This window comes from Caldimonas tepidiphila, assembly GCF_003569765.1.
GTDB lineage: Bacteria > Pseudomonadota > Gammaproteobacteria > Burkholderiales > Burkholderiaceae_C > Caldimonas > Caldimonas tepidiphila.
Genome location: NZ_QXMG01000022.1, coordinates 63,864 through 86,443 on the forward strand (window position 1 = coordinate 63,864; position 22,580 = coordinate 86,443).

Sequence of the window (22,580 nt, forward strand, 5' to 3'; positions counted from 1 at the left end):
AAACCAGAATTCTACGAGGGCCTTACCAGGCGAGGATCAGCTTGCCGATATGCCGGTTGGATTCCATCAGCGCATGCGCCTCGGCCACCTCCGCGGGGCTGAAGACGCGATGCACCACCGGCTTGATGCGGCGCTCGGCGAGCAGCGGCCAGACCTTCGCGCGCAGCGCCTGCGCGATGCCGGCCTTGAAGGCGACCGGGCGCGGGCGCAGCGTCGAGCCGGTGAGCGTCAGGCGCCGGCGCATCAGGCTGGCGAAATCGACCTCGGCGCGCGTGCCGCCCTGCAGCGCGATGATCACGAGCCGCCCGTCGTCGGCGAGGCAGCCGAGCTCGCGCGGCACGTAGCTGCCGGCGACCATGTCGAGGATCACGTCCACGCCCCGGCCGCCGGTGAGGCGCTTCGCCTCCTCGGCGAAGTCCTGTGTGCGGTAGTTGATCGCGTGGTCGGCGCCGAGTTCCACGCACGCGGCGCACTTCTCGTCGCTGCCGGCAGTGGCGATCACGGTGGCGCCGAAGGCCTTGCCGAGTTGGATCGCGGTGACGCCGATGCCGCTGGTGCCGCCCTGCACGAGCAGCGTCTCGCCGGCGGCGAGCCGGCCGCGCTCGAACACGTTGGACCAGACGGTGAAGAAGGTCTCCGGCAGGCCGGCGGCCTCGACGTCGCTCCAGCCCTCCGGGACCCTCAGGCACTGCTCGACCGGCGCGACGCACAGCTCGGCGTAGCCGCCGCCCTGCACCAGCGCGCAGACGCGGTCGCCGAGCTCGAGCCCCGCGCGCGCCATCGCGTCGGCGTCGCCGCCGACCACCTCGCCCGCGACCTCCAGCCCCGGCAGGTCGGAGGCGCCCGGCGGCACCGGGTAGTGCCCCTTGCGCTGCAGCACGTCGGGCCGGTTGATGCCGCTGGCGCGCACGCGCAGCAGCACCTCGCCGCTGCCGGCGACCGGATCCGGGCGCTCGCACAGGCGCAACACCTCGGGCGCGCCGTATTCGGTGATCTCGATGGCTTTCATCGCGTGGGCGTCAGGGGAAGGAAGGAAAGGGAGTGCGGCGCCCGTGCCGCGGCCCGCCGCGCACGGCGGGCCGGAGTCGCGGGCGCCGTGCGCGGCTTACAGCTGCGGCTGCTGTGCCGGCTGCTGCTCGGCGGCGCCGCGCTCGATCAGCGCCTTCAGCGACAGCTTGACACGGCCCTTCTCGTCGGTCTCGAGCACCTTCACGCGCACGATCTGGCCTTCCTGCAGGTAGTCGGTGACCTTGTTGACGCGCTCGTGGGCGATCTGGCTGATGTGCAGCAGGCCGTCCTTGCCCGGCAGCAGGTTGATCAGCGCGCCGAAGTCCAGGATCTTGGTGACCGGGCCCTCGTAGATCTTGCCGACCTCGACCTCGGCGGTGATCTCCTCAATGCGCTTCTTGGCGATCGCGGCCTTGTCGCCGTCGGTGGAGGCGATGGTGATCGTGCCGTCCTCGGCGATGTCGATCTGCGTGCCGGTCTCCTCGGTCAGCGCACGGATCGTCGCGCCGCCCTTGCCGATCACGTCGCGGATCTTCTCCGGGTTGATCTTCATCGTGTAGAGGCGCGGCGCGAACTCCGACACCTCGGTCTTGGCGCCGCTCACGGCCTCGGTCATCTTGCCGAGGATGTGCAGGCGGGCTTCCTTGGCCTGCGCCAGCGCCACCTGCATGATCTCCTTCGTGATGCCCTGGATCTTGATGTCCATCTGCAGCGCGGTGATGCCCGAGGCGGTGCCGGCGACCTTGAAGTCCATGTCGCCGAGGTGGTCCTCGTCACCCAGGATGTCGGTCAGCACCGCGAAGCGGTTGCCTTCCTTGATCAGGCCCATCGCGATGCCGGCGACGTGCGCCTTCAGCGGCACGCCCGCGTCCATCAGCGCCAGGCAGCCGCCGCAGACCGAGGCCATCGACGAGGAGCCGTTGGACTCGGTGATCTCGGAGACGACGCGGATCGCGTAGGCGAACTCGTCCTTCGGCGGCAGCACCGGCACCAGCGCCCGCTTGGCCAGGCGCCCGTGGCCGATCTCGCGGCGCTTGGGGCTGCCGACGCGGCCGGTCTCGCCGGTCGCGAACGGGGGCATGTTGTAGTGCATCATGAAGCGGTCGGTGTACTCGCCCGACAGCGCGTCGATGATCTGCGCGTCGCGCTCGGTGCCGAGCGTCGCGACCACCACCGCCTGCGTCTCGCCGCGGGTGAACAGCGCCGAGCCGTGCGTGCGCGGCAGCGCGCCGGTGCGGATCTCGATCGGGCGCACCGTGCGGGTGTCGCGGCCGTCGATGCGCGGCTCGCCGGCGATGATCTGGCTGCGCACGATCGCGGCCTCGATGTCGAACAGCAGGCTCTCGACCTTGACCTCGTCGAAGGCCGCGCCCTCGGCGGCCAGCGCTGCCTTCACGTCGGCATAGGCGGCGCGGCAGGCCTGGGTGCGCGACTGCTTGGAGCGGATCTGGTAGGCCGCGCGCAGCTTCTCCTCGGCCAGGCCCTTGACCTTGGCGATGAAGTCCTCGTCCTTGGCCGGGGGCTGCCAGTCCCACACGGGCTTGCCGGCCTCGCGCACCAGCTCGTTGATCGCGGCAATGGCGACCTTGCCCTGCTCGTGGCCGAACACCACGCCGCCGAGCATCACGTCCTCGGGCAGCTGGTCGGCTTCCGACTCGACCATCAGCACGGCGGCCTCGGTGCCGGCGACGACCAGGTCCAGGCGCGAGTTCGCGCGCTCGGTCTTGCCCGGGTTCAGCACGTACTCGCCGTTGACGTAGCCCACGCGCGCCGCGCCGATCGGGCCGTTGAACGGGATGCCGGAGATCGCCAGCGCCGCGCTCGACGCGATCATCGCGGCGATGTCGGCGTCGACCTCGGGGTTCAGCGACATCACGTGGATGACGACCTGCACCTCGTTGTAGAAGCCTTCGGGGAACAGCGGGCGGATCGGGCGGTCGATCAGGCGCGAGGTCAGCGTCTCGAGCTCGCTCGGGCGGCCTTCGCGCTTGAAGAAGCTGCCCGGGATCTTGCCGGCGGCGTAGGTCTTCTCGATGTAGTCGACCGTCAGCGGGAAGAAGTCCTGGCCCGGCTTGGCGTTCTTGGCCGCCACGACGGTGGCGAGCACGACGGTGTCCTCGATGTTGACGACGACGGCGCCGGTGGCCTGGCGCGCGATCTCGCCCGTCTCCATCACGACGGTGTGCTGGCCCCACTGGAAGGTCTTGGTGATCTTGTTGAACATGCTCATGGATAAGTCTCCGGTCGGATGACGGCCATTGCGGCGGCCGGGTGTACCGGGAGTCTTCGGCATGGAGTGGAGTGCCATTCCAGCGCGGCTCGGCTCGAGAAACCGCCCTGGAATGACACAGCAACCCCCTTCACGGGCCTGGACTCCAAAAACAAAGAGCCTGTGCTGGGTGATCCAGACAGGCTCCTCGTCAATCTCGCGAGATTACTTGCGCAGGCCCAGCTTCTGGATCAGCGCGGTGTAGCGCTCGGCGTTGCGGTCCTTCAGGTAGGCCAGCAGGCGCTTGCGGCGGTTGACCATCTTCAGCAGGCCGCGACGACCGTGGTGGTCCTTCTTGTGCTGCTGGAAGTGCGGGGTCAGCTCGTTGATGCGGGCGGTCAGCAGGGCCACCTGCACTTCGGGAGAGCCGGTGTCGTTGGCGCTGCGTGCGTTGGCCTTGACGATCTCGGCGGTGTTCAGGTCTGCAATCGACATGTCGTTCCTTGGGTTTGAAAGCCGCCGGGAGCCCGCTCGGTGCGGACAGCGGCTTCGTGTTCACTTGCGGTCGCGGGTGAAACCGACCCACGCCGTGCTTTGCCTTCCGCGCCTGCACCCGGCCCTTGCGGACCCGGTCACGCGACACGGAACCTCTCATTATAAGGCAAGCCGCCGGCCTCGGCCCGGCAGCCGCCCCGCCCGCGGCGGGGCTGCTCAGGGGCGGACCATCGCGCAGGCGTGCGGCGCCTCGGTCTGCGCCGCGTCGAGGAAGCGCACCGTGCGGAAGCCGTAGCCCGAGCCCTCGTTGTCGAAGCGCACGCCCTCGCTGCCGGCGCGCTGCATGACGCTGACATACAGCGGCTGGATGAACTGGTGGTCGGCCGCGCGCATCGTGCCCTGGTGCACGCCGCCGAGCGTGCGGCCGTCGAACCTCAGGCCCTCGAGCGCACGCGCGACGCGCAGCGGGTCGGCGCTGCCCGCCTTCTCGATCGCGGCGGCGAGCACCTCCACCATCGCCTGCATGCGCAGGTGCAGGTAGTCGTCGGCGGGGCGGGGGAAGCGGCGGCGGAATTCGCCGTAGAAGCGGTCCGAGGCCGGCGTGCCGACGTTCGGGTGCCACTCGGCCACCGCGAGCACGCGCCCCACCCCGGCCTCGCCGATCGCGGCCGGCGCGCCGAGCGCGTTGCCGTAGAAGGTGTAGAACTTGACGTCCAGTCCCGCCTCGCGCGCCGCGCGGATCAGCAGCGTCAGGTCGTTCCCCCAGTTGCCGGTGAGGACCGCCTGCGCGCCGCTGGCGCGGATCTTCGCGACATAGGGGGCGAAGTCCTTCACCCGGCCGAGCGGGTGCAGCTCCTCGCCGACCACCTGCAGGTCGGCGCGCCGCGCGGCGATCATCTCCCGCGACTTGCGCACCACGTGCTGGCCGAAGCTGTAGTCCTGCCCGATCAGGTAGACGCGCTGCACCAAGCGGTCGCTGGCCAGCACGTCGAGCAGCGCGGCGAGCCGCATGTCGGCATGTGCGTCGAAGCGGAAGTGCCAGAAGCTGCAGCGCTCGTTGGTCAGCGCCGGGTCGACGGCCGAGTAGTTCAGGAACAGTGCGCGGCGATCGGGCTCGCGGCGGTTGTGCTTGTCGAGCGCGTCGATCAGCGCCGCCGCGGTGGCCGAGCTGTTGCCCTGCAGCACGAAGCCGATGCGCTGGTCGGTGGCGGCGCGCAGCAGCGCCAGCGCCTCGTCGGTGGCGCCCTTGCTGTCGAAGCGCACCAGCTCCAGCGGGCGCGCGCCGCCCGGCAGCTTCACGCCGCCGCGCGCATTGACGCGCTCGACGGCCCACGCCAGGTTGCGGTGCACCGCCTCGCCGGCGTTGCCGAAGCTGCCCGACAGGCCCTCGATCAGCGCGAGGCGCACGGGCTCGGCGGCACGCGCGGCGGCGCCGACAATCAGGCACAGCGCGGCGAGCGCCGCGAGCGCGAAGCGACGGGGGATCCGGGTCATGGGAAGGAGGATTCGAGAAGAAAAGGTCAGACCGACGCCAGGTCCCAGCGCGGCTTGACGTCGAAGGCGTAGTCGCGCACCGCCTCGGCGCGGCCGGCCTGCAGCCGCATCGCGGCGGCGAGCGCGATCATCGCGCCGTTGTCGGTGCACAGGTGCAGCTCGGGATAGTGCACGCGCACGCGGCGCTTCGCGCACTGCGCGTCGAGCTGCGCCCGCAGCGCGGCGTTCGCGCCGACGCCGCCGGCGACCACCAGCCGCTTGAGCCCGGTGGCCTTGAGTGCCTTCAGCGACTTGTGCACCAGCACGTCGACGATCGCCTGCTGCGTCGCGGCGGCGAGGTTGGCGCGGTCCTGCTCGCAGGGCTGGGAGCCCAGGCGCTGCGACGCGGTCCAGACCGCGGTCTTCAGGCCGGCGAAGGAGAAGTCGAGGTTGGGGCTGTGCATCAGCGGCCGCGGCAGCTCGAAGGCCTGCGGGTCGCCGTACTCGGCCATGCGCGCGAGCTGCGGCCCGCCGGGGTAGCCGAGGCCGAGCAGCTTGGCCGACTTGTCGAAGGCCTCGCCGGCGGCGTCGTCGATCGTCTCGCCGAGCAGCTCGTAGCGGCCGACGCCGTCGACGCGCATCAGCTGCGTGTGCCCGCCCGAGACCAGCAGCGCGACGAAGGGGAACTCCGGCGGGTCGGCCGACAGGAAGGGCGACAGCAGGTGCCCCTCCAGATGGTGCACGCCGAGCACCGGGCGCGAGAGCGCGACGCCGAGCGCGCAGGCCACGCCGGAGCCGACCAGCAGCGCGCCGGCGAGGCCGGGCCCGCGCGTGTAGGCCACCACGTCCACGTCGGCGAGTGCGGCGCTGCTGGAGGCCAGCACCTCGCGCGCCAGCGGCAGCACGCGCCGGATGTGGTCGCGCGAGGCGAGCTCCGGCACCACGCCGCCATAGGCGCGGTGCATCTCGATCTGGCTGTGCAGCGCATGGCCGAGCAGCTGCGGCACGCCGCCCTCGCGCGTGCGCACCAGTGCCACGCCGGTCTCGTCGCAGGACGATTCGATTCCCAGTACCAACATGGGCGGCAGTGTAGCCGCGCGCCCCCGGCGCGACCCGCCCGGCGGCAAGCGGCCCCACCGCGCCGAGGTCCGCGCGGCGTTTGGCCCGGATGTTGCACGCAGCGCCGGCCATGAAACCCGCTCCCGCCCTGCGCATCGTCATCGTCGCGCCCGACACCCTCGCGCCCGAGCCGGACGACGAACCGGCCTGGTGGCAGGCCGAGCGCTCGCGCAGCCTGCGCATCGGGCTGCTCGAGGGCGGCTACAACATCGTCGCGGTGCTGCCGCCCGACGCCTTCCTGCCGGACCGGCTGTCGCAGATCCAGCCCGACATGGTGATCGTCGACGCCGAGAGCGAGGCCCGCGACACGCTCGAGCACGTGGTGTTCGCGACGCGCGACGCGCGCCGACCGATCGTGCTCTTCACCGAGGACAGCGACACCTCGGGGGTCCAGGACGCGATCGCCGCAGGCGTGACCGCCTACGTGGTGGCGGGACTCGCTCCGGAGCGCGTGAAGCCGGTGCTCGACGTCGCGATGGCGCGCTTCCGCCACGAGGAGAGCCTGCGCCGCGAGCTGGCGGACGCGCGCACGCAACTCTCCGAGCGCAAGCTGGTCGAGCGCGCGAAGGGCATCCTGATGAGCCGCCACGGCTGCAGCGAACCCGAGGCCTATGCGCGGCTGCGCAAGGCGGCGATGGACAAGGGGCTGAAGCTCGCCGAGGTCGCGCAGCGGCTGATCGACGTCTCGGAGATGCTCGGCTGAACCCGGCGCGCCCAATTGCGGGGCGCATCCGCCACCGACGCCCAATCAACGTGCATCCAGCAGCCCCGGCTTGGCGCCGGCGCCCTGCACTGCCCCCGGCCCCGGGCGGCATGCGGCGCAAACCTCGCTGGCACAGGGCTTGCGTGACAGGTGCCTAGAGAAGTCAACGGCGATTTCTTGACACCGAGGGCGGCCAAGGTCGGCCCCCCGCAGGAAAAGGACGAAGGCGTCCCCACCGGCACGGCGCAGCAGCGCGGCCGCGTGAGGACGCCTTTTTTGTTTTTGCCATCGAGGATGAGAACGCGATGAATTCCGACAAGAAGCTGGGGATCGACATGAGCCGCCGTCAAGTGATCAGGGCCGCCGCCGCGGCCACCGCCTCCACCGTGGCCGGCGGCATGGTGCCGGGCCTGCAGTCCGCCGTCTGGGCCGCCGGCTCCGACAAGCCCGAGAAGGAGGAGGTGCGCATCGGCTTCATCCCGCTGACGGACTGCGCCTCGATCGTGATGGCCTCGGTGCTCGGCTTCGACAAGAAGTACGGCATCAGGATCGTCCCGACCAAGGAAGCGTCCTGGGCCGGCGTGCGCGACAAGCTGGTGAACGGCGAGCTCGACATGGCGCACGTGCTCTACGGCCTGATCTACGGCGTGCACCTCGGCGTCTCGGGCCCGAAGAAGGACATGGCCGCGCTGATGACGCTCAACCACAACGGCCAGGCGATCACGCTGTCGAAGAAGCTCGCCGACAAGGGCGCGGTGGACGGCCCCTCGCTCGCCAAGCTGATGGCCCAGGAGAAGCGCGAGTACACCTTCGCGCAGACCTTCCCGACCGGCACGCACGCGATGTGGCTGTACTACTGGCTGGCCGCCGCGGGCATCAACCCGATGAAGGACGCCAAGGTCATCACGGTGCCGCCGCCGCAGATGGTCGCCAACATGCGCGTGGGCAACATGGACGGCTTCTGCGTGGGCGAGCCCTGGGGCCACCGCGCGATCATGGACGGCATCGGCATCACCGCCGTCACGACCCAGGACATCTGGCGCGACCACCCGGAGAAGGTGCTCGGCTGCACCGGCGACTTCGTCAAGAAGTACCCCAACACCGCGCGCGCGGTGATCATGGCGGTGCTCGAGGCCAGCCGCTGGATCGACGCCGGGCTGCAGAACAAGATGAAGATGGCCGAGACGGTGGCCGACAAGGCCTACGTCAACACCAGCGTCGACGCGATCAACCAGCGCATCCTCGGCCGCTACCAGAACGGCCTGGGCAAGACCTGGGACGACCCGAACCACATGAAGTTCTTCGCCGACGGCGCGGTGAACTTCCCCTACCTGTCCGACGGCATGTGGTTCCTCACCCAGCACAAGCGCTGGGGCCTGCTCAAGGAGCATCCCGACTACCTCGGCGTCGCGAAGCAGATCAACCAGATCGAGCTCTACAAGCAGGCCGCGTCGGCGCTGAAGGTCAGCGTGCCGAAGGAGCCGATGCGCACGAGCAAGCTGATCGACGGCGTGGTCTGGGACGGCAAGGACCCGGTCAAGTACGCCAACGGCTTCAAGTCCGCCGCCTGATCCCCCCGCACCACCGCAAGGAGTCTCACCATGGTCAGTGCCGTGTTCCATTCCCCGGCGGGCGAGCCCGCCGAAGCCAAGCCCGCGGCCGAGCCCGTCGCGAAACCCGCGCCCCGTGCCGCGGCCGTCCCGGCCCCGGCGTCCGCCCCCTTCGACTGGCGCGGGCTGTGGCTCGCGGTGATCCCGCCGGTCGCCGGCCTCGCGCTGCTGATCGGCATCTGGGCGCTGCTGACGGCGGGCAGCAGCAGCTTCCCGGGCCCGGCGGCCACCTTCGACGCCGCGGTCCAGCTGTTCGCCGACCCGTTCTACCGCAACGGCCCCAACGACCAGGGCATCGGCTGGAACATCCTGAACTCGCTGCAGCGCGTGGCCGTCGGCTTCGGCCTCGCGGCGCTGGTCGGCATCCCGGTCGGCTTCATGATCGGGCGCTTCACCGTCCTCGACCGCATGGTCTCGCCGCTGGTGAGCCTGCTGCGTCCGGTCTCGCCGCTGGCCTGGCTGCCGATCGGCCTGCTGGTGTTCAAGAGCGCCAACCCGGCGGCGATCTGGACCATCTTCATCTGCTCGATCTGGCCGATGATCATCAACACCGCGGTCGGCGTGCAGCGCGTGCCGCAGGACTACCTGAACGTCGCGCGCGTGCTGAACCTCAGCGAGTGGAAGGTCATCACGAAGATCCTGCTCCCGGCCGTGCTGCCCTACATGCTGACCGGCGTGCGCCTGTCGGTGGGCACCGCCTGGCTCGTGATCGTCGCGGCCGAGATGCTCACCGGCGGCGTCGGCATCGGCTTCTGGGTCTGGGACGAGTGGAACAACCTCAACGTGCAGCACATCATCGTCGCGATCTTCGTGATCGGCGTGGTCGGCCTGCTGCTCGAGCAGATGCTGATCGGCATTGCCCGCCGCTTCAGCTTCGAGGACTGAGACGACCCGACACGAGGACCCCGACATGAAAGCCTTCATCCAGATCGAGAACGCCGAGATGGTGTTCGACACCCGCAAGGGCCGCTTCCACGCGCTGCACGAGGTCAGCCTGAACGTGCAGCAGGGCGAGTTCATCGCGCTGATCGGCCATTCGGGCTGCGGCAAGTCCACGCTGCTGAACCTGATCGCCGGGCTGATCGAGCCGAGCGGCGGCGTGCTGCTGTGCGACAACCGCGAGATCCGCTCGCCCGGCCCGGAGCGCGCGGTGGTGTTCCAGAACCACTCGCTGCTGCCCTGGCTGACCTGCTTCGAGAACGTCCACCTCGCGGTCGAGCGGGTGTTCGGCGGCACCGAGCCGCGCGCGAAGCTCAAGGCGCGCACCGAGGCCGCGCTCGAGATGGTGGGCATGTCGCACGCGACGACGAAGCGCCCGCACGAGATCTCGGGCGGCATGAAGCAGCGCGTGGGCATCGCCCGCGCCCTGGCGATGGAGCCCAAGGTGCTGCTGATGGACGAGCCCTTCGGCGCGCTCGACGCGCTCACCCGCGCCCACCTGCAGGACGAGCTGCTGAAGATCGTCGCGCGCACGAAGAGCACGGTCGTGATGGTCACGCACGACGTCGACGAGGCGGTGCTGCTGTCCGACCGCATCGTGATGATGACCAACGGCCCGGCGGCCACGATCGGCGAGATCTGCGAGGTGAAGCTGCCGCGGCCGCGCAACCGCGTGGAGCTGGCCGAGGACCCGCGCTACATCGCTTGCCGCAAGGCGGTGCTGGATTTCCTGTACACCCGACACGGTCGCGCCGAGAAGGCCGCCGCCTGAGCCGCGCCCCCCTAGGGAAAGCGCGATCGCCAGGCGGCGAGGCCCCTGGCCCGCGAATTGCTTTGTTCAGTTCGGCTGCGGTCTGCAAGCTCCAGCCACTGTCTCCTCAGGGGGTCCATCCTCCGCTTCCGCCTCCCGTCCCCTCGACGGGGGGCGCTTTTTTTTCGCCCCCCCGCTGCGGGAACCGCAGTGGTGCAGCGCGCACCTCGAACGCGCGGGTCAGCGGCCGCGCCGGTGCGCCATCCCGAGGATCGCCAGGCCGGCGAGGATCATCGGCACGCAGAGCCACTGCCCCATGCTCATGTTCAGCGCCAGCAGCCCCAGGTGGCTGTCGGGCTCGCGGAAATATTCGGCGATGAAGCGGAACAGGCCGTAGCCGATCAGGAAGGCACCCGAGACCGCGCCAAGCGGCCGCGGCTTGCGCGCATAGAGCCACAGCAGCACGAACAGCAGCACGCCCTCGAGCGCGAACTGGTAGAGCTGCGACGGGTGGCGCGGCAGCATGCTGCCCGACTGCGGGAACACCATCGCCCAAGGCAGCGACGGGTCGGCCGCGCGCCCCCACAGCTCGCCGTTGATGAAGTTGCCGATGCGACCCGATGCGAGGCCGAGCGGGATGCAGGGCGCGATCAGGTCCGTCACCTCGAAGAACGGGCGGCGGCGGCTGCGCGCGAACAGCGCCATCGCGGCGAGCACGCCGAGCAGCCCGCCATGGAAGGACATGCCGCCCTCCCAGACCGCGAAGGCCTCGAGCGGATGGGCCGCGTAGTAGAGCGGCTTGTAGAACAGCACGTAGCCGAGCCGCCCGCCCGCGATCACGCCGAGCACCCCGTAGAACAGAAGGTCCTCCACATCCCGGCGCGTCCAGCCGCGCTCCGCGAAAGGCGCGTGGCGGGTGCGCAGGCCGGCCAGCAGGAAGAAGAGCGCGAAGGCGACCAGATAGGTCAGGCCGTACCAGTGGATTCCCAGCGGCCCGATCTGCAGGGCGATGGGATCGAATTGCGGGTGCACGAGCATTCAGCGGTCTCCGATAGCAAGCGCCAATTGTCGCCGCTGCGGAGATTCGGAAACGCACGCCCTCACCCGGTGCCACCGGAGGCCGCGCACACCGGCGCCGGCCTCGGGCTGCAGCCACAGCGGGGCCGCAGGAAGCCGCGGCGTCAGCGCTTGCGCGTCGGCTGGCCCAGCGCCTCGAGGCTCTTGCGCTGGCGATCCTTCTTGCGCTCCTCCATCCGCTTCATCTGCTGGCGCTGGTTGTAGCCCGAGGCGTCGGCCCAGCTCCACCAGGCCACTGCCCCCGCGAAGGGCGACAGCACGAGGAACCATGACCACTGCGCGACCGGACCGATTTCGGCCACCTTCAGGATCAGCGCCACGATGCCCAGCAGCACGAGATACATGTTGTTGTTCCTCAGCAAAAACGCGCGTCGCTGTCAGGTGGAGAAAGACAGCGCTTGAATACAATCCCGCGGTTCACGGAATGTAATCGAAGCCCTTCACGCCGCATCGAAAGGACCCCATGAAAACGCTCATCGCCCTCGTCGCCGCCCTCGGCAGCCTGGCCGCCACGCCCGCGTTCGCCAGCGCCGACCTGGCGCAGAAGAAGAACTGCATGGCCTGCCATGCCGTCGACAAGAAGCTGGTCGGCCCGGGCTTCAAGGAAGTCGCCGCCAAGTACAAGGGCGACAAGACCGCCGCCGACAAGCTCGTGACCAAGATCCAGAAGGGCGGCGTCGGCGCCTGGGGCCAGATCCCGATGCCGCCGAACCCGCAGGTCAGCGACGCCGAGGCCAAGCAGCTGGTGCAGTGGGTGCTGGCCCAGTAAGCCGGCTCAGCCCCCAAGAAAAAGCCCCGCAGTGCGGGGCTTTTTTCTTCAGGAGCTCGCAAGAACGCCGGCCCGGGTCGATCTCCGCCCCGGGCCGGAGCGAGCTCCGCAGGGATGCACGGGCATGCCGCGCATCCGCCGCGTTGCCGCGGCCCGGATCAGTAGGCCTGGCCGAGCTGCTCCAGGATGGCCGGGTTCTCCAGCGTCGAGGTGTCCTGCGTGACGGCCTCGCCCTTGGCGACCGAGCGCAGCAGGCGGCGCATGATCTTGCCGCTGCGGGTCTTGGGCAGGTTGTCGCCGAAGCGGATGTCCTTGGGCTTGGCGATCGGACCGATCTCCTTGGAGATGTGGTCGCGCAGCTGCTTGGCGATCGCCTTGGCCTCGTCGCCGCTCGGGCGCGGACGCTTGAGCACGACGAAGGCGCAGATCGCCTCGCCGGTGGTGTCGTCCGGACGGCCGACCACCGCGGCCTCGGCCACCAGCTCGGTGCACGACACCAGCGCGGACTCGATCTCCATCGTGCCCATGCGGTGGCCGGAGACGTTCAGCACGTCGTCGATGCGGCCGGTGATCGTGAAGTAGCCGGTCTTGGCGTCGCGGATCGCGCCGTCGCCCGCCAGGTAGAGCTGGCCCTTGAAGTCCTCGGGGTAGTAGCTCTTCTTGAAGCGCTCCGGATCGCCCCAGATGGTGCGGATCATCGACGGCCACGGCTTCTTGACGACCAGGATGCCGCCCTGGCCCCAGGGCACTTCCTTGCCGGTCTCGTCGACCACGGCGGCCTGGATGCCCGGGAAGGGCAGCGTGCACGAGCCCGGCACCATCGGCGTGACGCCCGGCAGCGGCGTGATCATGTGGCCGCCCGTCTCGGTCTGCCAGAAGGTGTCGACGATCGGGCAGCGGCCGCCGCCCACGTGCTGGTGGTACCACTCCCAGGCGGCCGGGTTGATCGGCTCGCCCACCGAGCCGAGCAGGCGCAGGCTGGAGAGGTCGTACTGCTTCGGGTGCACCGCCTCGTTGCCCTCGGCGGCCTTGATCAGCGAGCGGATCGCGGTCGGCGCGGTGTAGAAGATGCTGACCTTGTGGTCCTGGATCATCTTCCAGAAGCGGCCGGCGTCCGGATAGGTCGGCACGCCCTCGAACACGATCTCGGTGCCGCCGAGCGCCAGCGGCCCGTAGGTGATGTAGGTGTGGCCGGTGACCCAGCCGATGTCGGCCGTGCACCAGAACACGTCGTCGGCCTTCAGATCGAAGGTCCACTTGGTGGTCAGCGCCGCGTGCAGCAGGTAGCCGCCGGTGCTGTGCTGCACGCCCTTCGGCTTGCCGGTGGAGCCGGAGGTGTAGAGCAGGAACAGCGGGTGCTCGGCCTCGACCCACTCGGGCTCGCAGCTGTCGCTCTGGCCGGCGAGCGCGTCGTCCATCCAGACGTCGCGCTCGGGGTTGAAGCCGACCTCGGCGCCGGTGCGCTTGACGATCAGCACCTTCTGCGCCGAGTCGCAGCCGCCGAGAGTGAGCGCCTCGTCGACGATGGCCTTGAGCGGCAGCGACTTGCCGCCGCGCACCTGCTGGTCGGCCGTGATGATGACCTTGGCCTGGGTGTCCTCGATGCGATCGCGCAGCGACTGCGCCGAGAAGCCGCCGAAGACCACCGAGTGCGTCGCGCCGATGCGGGCGCAGGCCTGCATCGCGGCCACGCCGTCGATCGACATCGAGATGTAGATGACGACGCGGTCGCCCTTCTTCACGCCCTGCGCCTTCAGCGCGTTGGCGAGGCGGCAGGTGCGCGCCAGCAGCTCGGAGTAGGTCACCTTCGTGACCTCGCCGCCGTCGGCCTCGAAGATGATCGCGGTCTTGTCGCCGAGGCCGCGCTCGACGTTGCGGTCCAGGCAGTTGTAGGAGGCGTTGAGCGTGCCGTCCTCGAACCACTTGAAGAAAGGCGCGTTGTCCTGGTTGAGCACCTTGGTGAAGGGCGTCTTCCAGCTGATCAGATCGCGCGCCAGACGAGCCCAGTAGCCCTCGTAGTCGGCCTCCGCCTCCGCGCAGAGCTTCTGGTAGGCCTCCATGCCGGACACATGCGCGGCGGCGACGGTGGCTTCGGAGGGATGGTAGAGCTTGGGCTCCTGCGTCGTTTCGGCACCAGACATTGGTGGTCTCCTCTTGGGTGTTTATCGCCTGCACCTTAAGAAGGGGCTCTTACGAACCCCTTACTCGGACATGCGCGTCGAGGGCATCGCTTTGACGGCGGCGCGCGGGAGCGGCCCCCGGCACCGGGCCCGCTCCTAGAATCGCGCCTTCCTTCCCACCCTACCCGATTGCCGAACCCCGATGGCGAATCCCCCCGCTCCGAGCGCAAGCAAGATGCGCCACCTGCCGAACCTGATCTTTGCCAGCCGCTGGCTCCAGCTGCCCCTGTACCTCGGACTGATCCTGGCCCAGGCGGTCTACGTCTTCCATTTCTGGGTCGAGCTCGTCCACCTGATCGAGGCCGCCTTCGGCAGCGCCACGGCCCTCGAGAAGCTGGTGGGCAGCATCGGCTACCGCAGCGACGTGCCGATCGCGGCGCTGAACGAGACGATCATCATGCTGGTGGTGCTGGCTCTGATCGACGTGGTCATGATCTCGAACCTGCTGATCATGGTGATCGTCGGCGGCTATGAAACCTTTGTCTCGCGTATGAATCTGGAAGGACATCCGGACCAGCCGGAATGGCTGAGTCACGTGAACGCCTCGGTGCTGAAGGTCAAGCTGGCGACGGCGATCATCGGGATCTCCTCCATCCACCTGCTGAAGACTTTCATCAACGCCGGGAACTACGACGTCAAGGTACTGATGTGGCAGACCATCATTCATATCGCATTCCTGCTGTCCGCCATGGCGATCGCGATGGCGGACCGGCTGCTTGCCTCCAGCCACGCTGCCCAGAGCCACTGAGCCGATGCCGCCTGCCGTGCGGGGGGTGCGCATGAGTGCGCGCTGGCTTCCCCCGCGCGACAAGGTGATGCAGAACCGGTGGCTGCGGCCCTTCGCGCGCCATCTCGACCAGGACTGCCTCTGGCACTTCGAGCGCGAGTCGGTGGCCCGGGGCGTGGCGCTGGGGCTCTTCTTCGGGCTGATGCTGCCGGTGGCGCAGTTCCTGTTCGCGGTGCTGTCCGCGATCGCGCTGCGCGCCAACGTGCCCGTCGCCACCGCGGCCACGCTGGTGACCAACCCGCTGACCTTTCCGCCGATCTACTGGCTGGCATGGCATCTCGGCTGCTGGATCACCCGCGCCCCGCTCGACGAGGCTGCGGCAGAGGCCGCGATCGGGCAGGCACCGCAGGTCTCCGCCCCCGCCACGGGCTGGCTGGAGTCCTCCCTCGCCTGGGTGCAGGCCGCCGGGCTGCCGCTGGCCACCGGGCTGCTGGCGCTGGCCGTCGGGGCGAGCCTCGTCGGCTACGTGACGGTGTCCCTGCTGTGGCGCGTCCGCCGTCACTGAGAGGCGGCTGACCCTGCGGCGGCGCGCCCGGCGTGCGCCGCCACCGCCCGATGGAGGGCCGGGACGTCCCCGCGGACGCCCCGCTCCCTCCCGGAAGGCCGATTGTCGCTTCTACAATCGCCGATCCCCAACCGGAAGCCCTGCCGTGCTGCTGCTGACCGTTCTTCTGCCGCTATTCCTCGGCACGACCCTGCCCGCGCTGCTCAACCGCAGTGGCGCCGGCACGGACGCGCCGAGCCACCGCCGCGCCTGGATCGCCTGGTGCGCCGCCGCCGTCACCGCCTCCAGCCTCGGGCTGCTGCTGAGCCAGGCGCCGGCCGTGTTCGCCGGCCAGACCCTGCTGGAGACCTACAGCTGGGTGCCGCAGATCGGCCTGAACCTCGGCTTCCGGCTCGACGGCCTGGCGCTGATGTTCGCGCTGCTGATCACCGGCATCGGCCTGCTGATCATCCTCTACGCCCACTACTACCTCAGCCCCGAGGACTCGGCCGCGAAGTTCTACAGCCTGATGATGCTGTTCATGGCGGCGATGCTCGGCGTCGTGCTGTCGGACAACCTGCTGGTGCTGGTGGTGTTCTGGGAGGCGACAAGCCTGTCGTCCTTCCTGCTGGTGGGCTACTGGCAGCACAAGGCCGAGGCGCGCGACGGGGCGCGCACCGCGCTGGCCGTCACCGGCGGCGGCGGCCTGGCGATGCTCGCCGGCATCGTGATCCTCGGCCAGATCGCCGGCACCTACGACCTGAGCGCCATGCTCGGCCGCGCCGCCGAGATCCAGGCAGACCCCCGCTACCCCGCGGCCCTCGTGCTGATCCTGCTCGGCTGCTTCACGAAGAGCGCGCAGTTCCCCTTCCACTTCTGGCTGCCGCAGGCGATGGCCGCCCCGACCCCGGTGTCGGCCTACCTGCACTCGGCGACGATGGTGAAGGCAGGCGTCTTCCTGCTCGCGCGCCTGAACCCGGTGCTCGGCGGCACCGAGCTCTTCCACCTGCTCGTGGCCGGCGCCGGCATCGTGACGCTGGCCTTCGCCGCCTTCGTCGCCGTCTTCAAGCACGACCTGAAAGGGCTGCTCGCCTACTCGACGATCAGCCACCTCGGCCTGATCACCTTCCTGATCGGCCTGGGCTCGCCGCTGTCGGCAGTCGCCGCGGTGTTCCACGTGCTGAACCACGCCACCTTCAAGGCCTCGCTCTTCATGACGGCCGGCATCATCGACCACGAGACCGGCACACGCGACATGCGTCGCCTTGGCGGCCTGTGGAAGTACATGCCCTGGACCGCGACGCTCGCGATGGTGGCTGCCGCGTCGATGGCCGGCGTGCCGCTGGCCAACGGTTTCCTGTCCAAGGAGATGTTCTTCACCGAGACGGTGACGGCCTCCGAGACCTGGCTGCTGCCGGCGGCGGCGACCTTCGCCGGCATCTGCAGCGTCGCGTACTCGCTGCGCTTCATCCACGACGTCTTCTTCAACGGCCCGCCGAAGGACCTGCCCGACGACCACCCGCACGAGCCGCCCTTCTTCATGAAGGCGCCGGTCGGGCTGCTGGTGGTGATCTGCCTGGTGGTCGGCGTGCTGCCGGCGCTGACCTTCGGCCCGATGGTGCACGTGGCCGCCACGGCGGTGGCCGGCGCGCCGCTGCCGGAATACCACCTCGCGATCTGGCACGGCTTCAACCTGCCGCTGCTGATGAGCGCGATCGCGCTGGTCGGCGGTGTGGCGATGTACTTCGCGCTGCACCGCCTGTTCCGCCTGCATGAGCAGGTGATCGAGCAGTGGTGGCGCGGCTGGACCGGCTTCGAGATCTTCTCGCGGGCGATCGACAGCGTCTTCAGGCTGTGCGGCCGCCTCACCCTCGCGCTGGAGAACGGCTCGCTGCAGCGCTACGCCGCCTGGCTGACCGCCTCGGCCGTCGTCGTCGTCGCGGTGCCGCTGTGGCAGCACGGCTCCCCCGGCACCGGCACGCGCGAGCTGCTGCCTGCCAACCCGCTCGCGATCGCGCTGTGGCTGGTGCTGGCGGCGAGCTGCGGCGCGATCGTGCTCATGCACCATGACCGCTTCAAGGCGGTGGTGCTCACCGGCCTGGTCGGGCTCGTGGCGGCGCTGACCTTCGTGTCGCTGTCGGCACCGGACCTCGCGCTCACGCAGTTGTCGGTCGAGGTCGTCTCCACCGTGCTGCTGCTGATGGGCCTGGCGCTGCTGCCGCAGCATTCGCCGCGCGAGTCGGGCGCGGCGAGGCGCGTGCGCGACGGGGTGCTGGCGCTCGCCGGCGGCGGGGGCCTGGCCTGGCTGACCTGGCTGATGCTCACCCGCGACCACGACTCGATCTCCTGGTTCTTCCTCGAGCAGTCGGTGCCCGGCGGCGGCGGCACCAACTCGGTCAACGTGATCCTGGTGGACTTCCGCGGCTACGACACCTTCGGCGAGATCACCGTGCTCGGCATCGCCGCGCTCGGCGTGATGGCGCTGCTCGACGGCATGCGCGCGCGCCGCCCCGGTGCCGACCCGGCCGGCCGCGCCTGGACCTTCGCCGCCACACCGCTGCTGCTGCGCGTGGCCTCGCGCGTGGTGCTGCCGCTGGCACTGGTCGTCACGCTCTACATCTTCCTGCGCGGCCACAATCTGCCCGGCGGCGGCTTCATCGCCGGGCTGATCACGGCGGTGGCGCTCGTGCTGCAGTTCATGGCGCTGGGCCAGTCGCGGGCGGAGGCGCTGCTGCGCTCGCAGTCCGGACGCCGCTTCGTGCGCTGGATCGGCACGGGTCTGGCGATCGCCGGCATCACCGGCGCCGGCGCCTTCGCCTTCGGCCGGCCCTTCCTGACCAGCGCGCACGGCCATCCCCACGTGCCGCTGCTCGGCGAGCTGCCGCTCGCCTCGGCCGCGCTGTTCGACCTGGGGGTCTACATCACCGTGGTCGGCGCGACGCTGCTGATGCTGTCGGCGCTGGGCGCGGTCAGCAAGGAAAGCCCGCAGCCCGCCGGGAGCGCATCATGAGTCTCGAATTCCTCGTCGCCAGCGGCATCGGCATCGTCGCCGCCACCGGCATCTACCTGATGCTGCGCGGCCGAACCTTCCCCGTCGTGCTCGGCCTCACGATCCTGAGCTACGCGGTCAACGTCTTCATCTTCGGCATGGGCCGGCTGTGGACCAACGCGGCACCCATCCTCGGCGGCGACGGCCCGGTGGCCGACCCGCTGCCGCAGGCGCTGGTGCTCACCGCGATCGTGATCGGCTTTGCCACCACCGGCTTCATCATCGAGCTCGCGCTGCGCAGCCGCCACGAGTCCGGCACCGACCACGTCGACGGGCGCGACGGCGAGCGCCGCGCCTCCGGCCGCCTCCCTGAGGAGCACGGCGCATGATCTCCGAGACGACGAATCCCCTGATGACGCACCTGCCGGTGCTGGCGGTGCTGCTGCCTGCCTTCACCGCGATGCTGATGCTGCTGATCGGTGACAACGAGGGCCTGAACGCCCACGGCAACCCGCGGCTGCGGCTGCGCCGCATGCTCAGCCTGCTGTCGGTCGGGCTCGGCCTCGCGATCGCGCTGACGCTGGTCGGCCGCGCGGCCGAGGGCGAGCTGATCGTCTACCGCCTCGGCGACTGGCAGCCGCCCTTCGGCATCGCGCTGGTCGTGGACCGGCTCTCGGCGCTGATGCTGCTGATCGCGCAGCTCGTCGCGCTGCCGGTGCTGTGGTACGCCAGCGGCGGCTGGGACACGCAGGGCCGCCACTTCCACGCGCTCTTCCAGTTCCAGCTGATGGGCCTGGCGGGCGCCTTCGTCACCGGCGACCTGTTCAACCTGTTCGTGTTCTTCGAGGTGCTGCTGATCGCGTCCTACGTGCTGCTTCTGCACGGGCAGGGACAGGCGCGGCTCAAGTACGGTGTCCACTATGTGGTGCTCAACCTCGCCGCGTCGGCGCTGTTCCTGATCGGGCTGGCGCTGATCTACGCGACCACCGGCACGCTGAGCATGGCCGACCTCATGGTGCGCGCGGCAGCGGTCGAGCCGGCGCAGGTGCCGGTGCTGCAGGGCGCGGCGCTGCTGCTGCTGGTCGTGTTCGGCCTGAAGGCGGCGCTGGTGCCGCTGCACCTGTGGCTGCCGGCGACCTATGCGGCCGCGAGCCCGCCGGTGGCGGCGCTGTTCGCGATCATGACCAAGGTCGGCTGCTACAGCATCATCCGCGTGCACGGCACGATCTTCGGGCCCGGCGCCGGCGAGCTGGCGATGGTCGCGCAGCCCTGGCTGCTGCCGCTGGCGATCGCGACCAGCGTGCTCGGCGTGGTGGGCGCGCTCGCGGCGAACTCGATGGCGCGCATGGTGGCCTACCTCACCGTGTCCTCGGTCGGCACGATCCTGATCGGCACCGCGCTCTACGACAACGCCGCGCTGTCTGCTTCGCTCTACTACATGGCGCACAGCACGCTGGTGATCGCCGGGCTCTTCCTGCTGGTCGAGCTCGTCGGCTCGCAGCGCGGCGAGATGGGCGACCGGCTGCGGCCGGCCGCGCCGCTGCTGCAGCCGGTGCTGCTCGGGCTGATGATGCTGCTCGGCGCCGCCTCGGTCGCGGGCGTGCCGCCGCTGCCCGGCTTCCTCGGCAAACTGATGCTGCTGCAGAGCAGCACCGGCTCGGCCGCGCAGCCCTGGGTCTGGACCTCGGTGCTGCTCGTCGGCTTCCTGTCGCTGGTGGGCCTGGCGCGTGCCGGCTCGATCCTGTTCTGGAACGTGCGCAGCGAGCTGCCACGTGGCGGCGGCAGCGCCTGCTCCGCCGGCGCGAGCCCGAAGCTCGTGGCCTCGACCGTCGCGCTGCTGCTCGCCGGCGTGCTGATCGCGGTGGCGGCAGGCCCGATCAAGCGCTACACCGACGACGCGGCCGCGCAACTCGCCGACCGCGCCGCCTACGCACACGCGGTGCTGGGCCCCGAGGGGCTCGACGCGCGCACCACCCGCCCCTACACCGGCGAGGCTGGCACCGCGCCCGAGCCGCTGCACCGCCCGATCGAGCGCGCCCGCCCCGAGACCGCGCCGAACGCTCCGCAAGGGAGGCAACCATGAGCACGAAATCCGCCTCGGTGATGGACCGCTGGCTCCCCCACCCGGTCATCACGCTGCTGATCGTCGCGAGCTGGCTGCTGCTGATGCAAAGCTTCCGGGGTCCGGACATCTTCTGGGCCGTGCTGATCGGCCTCGTGGTGCCCAAGCTGCTCGGCGACTTCCTGCCGGTGCGGGTGCACCTGCGGGTGGGGCCCGCGCTGCGGCTGATGCGCATCGTGCTGTGGGACATCATCGTCGCCAACATCGCGGTGGCCCGGCTCGTGCTCGGTCCGATGTCGCGCCCGCGCCCGGCCTGGATCGAGGTGCCGCTGACCGCCACCCACCCGACCGCGATCGCCCTCTTCGCCGCGATCATCACCACCACGCCCGGCACCGTCTCCTGCGTGATCGACGAGGAGCGGCGCCTGATCCTCGTGCACGCGCTCGACGCCGAGGACCCGCAGGCGATGGCGACCGACATGAAGCGGCGCTACGAGGACCTGCTCATCGACATCTTCGAACACGGCAACCTGCCCGGGAGGACCGCATGAACGCCGGCGTGCTCGACATCGCGCTGAACATCGCGCTCGGCGCGCTCGCCGTCTCGGTGCTGCTGTGCGGCTGGCGGCTGATCAGAGGCCCCGAGGTCACCGACCGCATCATCGCGATCGACACCCTCTACCTCAACGCCGTGGGCCTCACGGTACTGCTCAACATCCGGCTCGGCACCGAGATGCTGTTCGAGGCGGCGCTGATCGTCGCGATGCTCGGCTTCGTCGGCACCGTGGCGCTGTCGCGCTACCTGACACGCGGCGACGTGATCGAGTGAAGGAGACCCGACCATGAACCTCGAAATCCTGGCCGAATGGCTGATCGCCGCGCTGCTGGTGATCGGCGCCTTCTTCTCGCTGGTCGGCTCGATCGGCCTGGCGCGCCTGCCCGACTTCTTCATGCGGCTGCATGCGCCGACCAAGGCCTCCACGCTCGGCCTCGGCGGCATCCTGATCGCGTCGATGATCTACGCCGCGGTGCAGGGGCGCGCCGGCTTTGCCGAGCTGCTGATCACGCTGTTCATCTTCGTCACCGCGCCGGTGTCGGCCAACCTGATGGCGCAGGCGGCGCTGCACCTGCGGCTGCCGTCGAAGGCGCCGCTGCCCGGGAATGTCGCACGCTCGCCGACGGCCACTGCCACGAAGTCAGCGAAAGCAAGGCCCCGCAAACGATAATTGGCGCCGGTTTTTCGACCCCACCCCCGCCCCACCATGACCACCACGATCAAGCACGACGACCTCGTCGAAAGCGTCGCAGCCGCGCTGCAGTACATCTCCTAGACCCAATCAGGAAAATTCTAAGACAAATCAATAAGTTACGCGTCTTGTTGACCGCTGCGTAGCTTTTGCTTAGAGACAATCCGGGCCTCCCTCCTCACACGCATGCACCGTTCATGAGTGGGAGGGGGCACCCTGTCATATTGCACCTTGCCACACAGGCCCTGCGGGCGCCATTCGAGCGCTGCCGAGGGCAGCGGTGAAATGCACTGTCCTCCTTCGGCCATAGTGCAGACAGATCAAAGACACCCCTGACCTTCGCGTCTCCCACCGCCTTCCGTTGCACGCTCCATACTTTGGTCGAGCTGTTTTCGGCTCCGACGCGACATTCCCGGGCAGCGGCGCCTTCGACGGCAGCCTCAGGTGCAGCGCCGCCTGCGCCATCAGGTTGGCCGACACCGGCGCGGTGAGGAAGATGAACAGCGCGATCAGCAGTTCAATCAGTCCGGAGAGGCCTTGTAGGACCGCATAAATCATCGCGGCGCAAGCCGCCGCTTATTCCCATGTAGAGCACCTCCGTAGACGCCGCGGCGGAGGCTGGGCTTTGTTGCGCAAATAGATTGAGAGCGAGATTCCCCTGACCCCGGACGGAGTTAT

The 22,580-nt window shown here is 69.6% G+C and carries 21 protein-coding genes; 13 read left to right on the forward strand and 8 right to left on the reverse strand.

The window, feature by feature from the left end:
• Positions 1 to 22: 22 nt before the first annotated feature.
• The 5 genes from D3A59_RS15135 to tsaD form a co-directional block, all read right to left on the reverse strand.
• Positions 23 to 1,009, reverse strand: coding sequence for an NAD(P)H-quinone oxidoreductase (locus D3A59_RS15135; protein WP_119155778.1), 987 nt, complete (start codon positions 1,007 to 1,009; stop codon positions 23 to 25).
• A gap of 96 nt (positions 1,010 to 1,105) precedes the next feature.
• Positions 1,106 to 3,238: a polyribonucleotide nucleotidyltransferase gene (gene pnp / locus D3A59_RS15140; protein WP_119155779.1), complete on the reverse strand. Its 2,133-nt coding sequence runs from the start codon at positions 3,236 to 3,238 to the stop codon at positions 1,106 to 1,108.
• A 204-nt stretch (positions 3,239 to 3,442) separates the two neighbouring features.
• Positions 3,443 to 3,712, reverse strand: a complete 270-nt coding sequence (rpsO, locus tag D3A59_RS15145) for a 30S ribosomal protein S15 (protein WP_119155780.1) — start codon at positions 3,710 to 3,712, stop codon at positions 3,443 to 3,445.
• Positions 3,713 to 3,928: 216 nt separating this feature from the next.
• On the reverse strand, positions 3,929 to 5,206 hold the full coding sequence (locus D3A59_RS15150; protein WP_119155781.1) for a branched-chain amino acid ABC transporter substrate-binding protein: 1,278 nt from the start codon (positions 5,204 to 5,206) through the stop codon (positions 3,929 to 3,931).
• Between the two features lie 26 nt (positions 5,207 to 5,232).
• The gene (gene tsaD / locus D3A59_RS15155; protein ID WP_119155782.1) at positions 5,233 to 6,264 is read right to left on the reverse strand and encodes a tRNA (adenosine(37)-N6)-threonylcarbamoyltransferase complex transferase subunit TsaD; all 1,032 of its coding nucleotides are present in this window, start codon (positions 6,262 to 6,264) and stop codon (positions 5,233 to 5,235) included.
• Between the two features lie 110 nt (positions 6,265 to 6,374).
• On the opposite strand from tsaD, the gene D3A59_RS15160 reads away from it, so the two are divergent.
• The 4 genes from D3A59_RS15160 (at position 6,375) to D3A59_RS15175 (ending at position 10,328) form a co-directional block, all read left to right on the forward strand.
• The gene (locus D3A59_RS15160; protein WP_119155783.1) at positions 6,375 to 7,007 is read left to right on the forward strand and encodes an ANTAR domain-containing response regulator; all 633 of its coding nucleotides are present in this window, start codon (positions 6,375 to 6,377) and stop codon (positions 7,005 to 7,007) included.
• A 305-nt stretch (positions 7,008 to 7,312) separates the two neighbouring features.
• On the forward strand, positions 7,313 to 8,578 hold the full coding sequence (locus tag D3A59_RS15165) for a CmpA/NrtA family ABC transporter substrate-binding protein (protein ID WP_205665202.1): 1,266 nt from the start codon (positions 7,313 to 7,315) through the stop codon (positions 8,576 to 8,578).
• Positions 8,579 to 8,608: 30 nt separating this feature from the next.
• Positions 8,609 to 9,502 carry a nitrate ABC transporter permease gene (ntrB, locus tag D3A59_RS15170; protein ID WP_119155784.1) on the forward strand — a complete coding sequence of 298 codons (894 nt, stop codon included), beginning with the start codon at positions 8,609 to 8,611 and terminating at the stop codon, positions 9,500 to 9,502.
• 25 nt (positions 9,503 to 9,527) lie between these two features.
• The gene (locus tag D3A59_RS15175) at positions 9,528 to 10,328 is read left to right on the forward strand and encodes an ABC transporter ATP-binding protein (RefSeq protein WP_119155785.1); all 801 of its coding nucleotides are present in this window, start codon (positions 9,528 to 9,530) and stop codon (positions 10,326 to 10,328) included.
• Between the two features lie 219 nt (positions 10,329 to 10,547).
• Here D3A59_RS15175 and lgt read toward each other — a convergent pair whose 3' ends face one another.
• Both lgt and D3A59_RS15185 read right to left on the reverse strand, forming a co-directional pair.
• Complete coding sequence (gene lgt, locus D3A59_RS15180) at positions 10,548 to 11,345, reverse strand: prolipoprotein diacylglyceryl transferase (protein WP_119155786.1); 798 nt, start codon at positions 11,343 to 11,345, stop codon at positions 10,548 to 10,550.
• A 143-nt stretch (positions 11,346 to 11,488) separates the two neighbouring features.
• Positions 11,489 to 11,728 (reverse strand): TIGR04438 family Trp-rich protein, encoded by a 240-nt coding sequence (locus tag D3A59_RS15185; RefSeq protein WP_119155787.1) that lies wholly within the window; start codon positions 11,726 to 11,728, stop codon positions 11,489 to 11,491.
• A gap of 119 nt (positions 11,729 to 11,847) precedes the next feature.
• Between D3A59_RS15185 and D3A59_RS15190 the strand changes: the two genes are divergently transcribed.
• Positions 11,848 to 12,153 carry a c-type cytochrome gene (locus D3A59_RS15190; RefSeq protein WP_119155788.1) on the forward strand — a complete coding sequence of 102 codons (306 nt, stop codon included), beginning with the start codon at positions 11,848 to 11,850 and terminating at the stop codon, positions 12,151 to 12,153.
• Positions 12,154 to 12,311: 158 nt separating this feature from the next.
• Here D3A59_RS15190 and acs read toward each other — a convergent pair whose 3' ends face one another.
• On the reverse strand, positions 12,312 to 14,294 hold the full coding sequence (gene acs, locus D3A59_RS15195) for an acetate--CoA ligase (protein ID WP_119155789.1): 1,983 nt from the start codon (positions 14,292 to 14,294) through the stop codon (positions 12,312 to 12,314).
• Between the two features lie 214 nt (positions 14,295 to 14,508).
• On the opposite strand from acs, the gene D3A59_RS15200 reads away from it, so the two are divergent.
• From D3A59_RS15200 to D3A59_RS15235, 8 genes are all read left to right on the forward strand, one after another.
• Positions 14,509 to 15,081 carry a TIGR00645 family protein gene (locus tag D3A59_RS15200; RefSeq protein ID WP_119155790.1) on the forward strand — a complete coding sequence of 191 codons (573 nt, stop codon included), beginning with the start codon at positions 14,509 to 14,511 and terminating at the stop codon, positions 15,079 to 15,081.
• A 31-nt stretch (positions 15,082 to 15,112) separates the two neighbouring features.
• Positions 15,113 to 15,625 (forward strand): DUF2062 domain-containing protein, encoded by a 513-nt coding sequence (locus D3A59_RS15205; RefSeq protein WP_119155791.1) that lies wholly within the window; start codon positions 15,113 to 15,115, stop codon positions 15,623 to 15,625.
• 145 nt (positions 15,626 to 15,770) lie between these two features.
• Entirely contained in the window at positions 15,771 to 18,614 is a 2,844-nt protein-coding gene (locus tag D3A59_RS15210; RefSeq protein WP_119155792.1) for a monovalent cation/H+ antiporter subunit A, read from the forward strand.
• The gene (locus D3A59_RS15215; RefSeq protein WP_205665203.1) at positions 18,611 to 18,982 is read left to right on the forward strand and encodes a Na+/H+ antiporter subunit C; all 372 of its coding nucleotides are present in this window, start codon (positions 18,611 to 18,613) and stop codon (positions 18,980 to 18,982) included. The genes D3A59_RS15210 and D3A59_RS15215 overlap by 4 nt, the downstream gene beginning before the upstream one ends.
• The gene (locus D3A59_RS15220) at positions 18,979 to 20,676 is read left to right on the forward strand and encodes a monovalent cation/H+ antiporter subunit D (protein WP_205665204.1); all 1,698 of its coding nucleotides are present in this window, start codon (positions 18,979 to 18,981) and stop codon (positions 20,674 to 20,676) included. The genes D3A59_RS15215 and D3A59_RS15220 overlap by 4 nt, the downstream gene beginning before the upstream one ends.
• Positions 20,673 to 21,206 carry a Na+/H+ antiporter subunit E gene (locus D3A59_RS15225; RefSeq protein WP_119155794.1) on the forward strand — a complete coding sequence of 178 codons (534 nt, stop codon included), beginning with the start codon at positions 20,673 to 20,675 and terminating at the stop codon, positions 21,204 to 21,206. The genes D3A59_RS15220 and D3A59_RS15225 overlap by 4 nt, the downstream gene beginning before the upstream one ends.
• Positions 21,203 to 21,484, forward strand: coding sequence for a K+/H+ antiporter subunit F (locus tag D3A59_RS15230; RefSeq protein WP_205665205.1), 282 nt, complete (start codon positions 21,203 to 21,205; stop codon positions 21,482 to 21,484). Before D3A59_RS15225 ends, D3A59_RS15230 begins: the two co-directional genes overlap by 4 nt.
• Positions 21,485 to 21,497: 13 nt before the next feature.
• Complete coding sequence (locus D3A59_RS15235) at positions 21,498 to 21,881, forward strand: Na+/H+ antiporter subunit G (protein WP_119155795.1); 384 nt, start codon at positions 21,498 to 21,500, stop codon at positions 21,879 to 21,881.
• Positions 21,882 to 22,580: the final 699 nt, after the last annotated feature.

Excerpts from the sequence above, each read along its gene's own strand:
- D3A59_RS15135 (WP_119155778.1), bottom strand. The coding sequence starts at position 1,009 with ATGAAAGCCATCGAGATCACCGAATACGGCGCGCCCGAGGTGTTGCGC.
- pnp (WP_119155779.1), bottom strand. The coding sequence starts at position 3,238 with ATGAGCATGTTCAACAAGATCACCAAGACCTTCCAGTGGGGCCAGCAC.
- rpsO (WP_119155780.1), bottom strand. The coding sequence starts at position 3,712 with ATGTCGATTGCAGACCTGAACACCGCCGAGATCGTCAAGGCCAACGCA.
- D3A59_RS15150 (WP_119155781.1), bottom strand. The coding sequence starts at position 5,206 with ATGACCCGGATCCCCCGTCGCTTCGCGCTCGCGGCGCTCGCCGCGCTG.
- tsaD (WP_119155782.1), bottom strand. The coding sequence starts at position 6,264 with ATGTTGGTACTGGGAATCGAATCGTCCTGCGACGAGACCGGCGTGGCA.
- D3A59_RS15160 (WP_119155783.1), top strand. The coding sequence starts at position 6,375 with ATGAAACCCGCTCCCGCCCTGCGCATCGTCATCGTCGCGCCCGACACC.
- D3A59_RS15165 (WP_205665202.1), top strand. The coding sequence starts at position 7,313 with ATGAATTCCGACAAGAAGCTGGGGATCGACATGAGCCGCCGTCAAGTG.
- ntrB (WP_119155784.1), top strand. The coding sequence starts at position 8,609 with ATGGTCAGTGCCGTGTTCCATTCCCCGGCGGGCGAGCCCGCCGAAGCC.
- D3A59_RS15175 (WP_119155785.1), top strand. The coding sequence starts at position 9,528 with ATGAAAGCCTTCATCCAGATCGAGAACGCCGAGATGGTGTTCGACACC.
- lgt (WP_119155786.1), bottom strand. The coding sequence starts at position 11,345 with ATGCTCGTGCACCCGCAATTCGATCCCATCGCCCTGCAGATCGGGCCG.
- D3A59_RS15185 (WP_119155787.1), bottom strand. The coding sequence starts at position 11,728 with ATGTATCTCGTGCTGCTGGGCATCGTGGCGCTGATCCTGAAGGTGGCC.
- D3A59_RS15190 (WP_119155788.1), top strand. The coding sequence starts at position 11,848 with ATGAAAACGCTCATCGCCCTCGTCGCCGCCCTCGGCAGCCTGGCCGCC.
- acs (WP_119155789.1), bottom strand. The coding sequence starts at position 14,294 with ATGTCTGGTGCCGAAACGACGCAGGAGCCCAAGCTCTACCATCCCTCC.
- D3A59_RS15200 (WP_119155790.1), top strand. The coding sequence starts at position 14,509 with ATGCGCCACCTGCCGAACCTGATCTTTGCCAGCCGCTGGCTCCAGCTG.
- D3A59_RS15205 (WP_119155791.1), top strand. The coding sequence starts at position 15,113 with ATGAGTGCGCGCTGGCTTCCCCCGCGCGACAAGGTGATGCAGAACCGG.
- D3A59_RS15215 (WP_205665203.1), top strand. The coding sequence starts at position 18,611 with ATGAGTCTCGAATTCCTCGTCGCCAGCGGCATCGGCATCGTCGCCGCC.
- D3A59_RS15220 (WP_205665204.1), top strand. The coding sequence starts at position 18,979 with ATGATCTCCGAGACGACGAATCCCCTGATGACGCACCTGCCGGTGCTG.
- D3A59_RS15225 (WP_119155794.1), top strand. The coding sequence starts at position 20,673 with ATGAGCACGAAATCCGCCTCGGTGATGGACCGCTGGCTCCCCCACCCG.
- D3A59_RS15230 (WP_205665205.1), top strand. The coding sequence starts at position 21,203 with ATGAACGCCGGCGTGCTCGACATCGCGCTGAACATCGCGCTCGGCGCG.
- D3A59_RS15235 (WP_119155795.1), top strand. The coding sequence starts at position 21,498 with ATGAACCTCGAAATCCTGGCCGAATGGCTGATCGCCGCGCTGCTGGTG.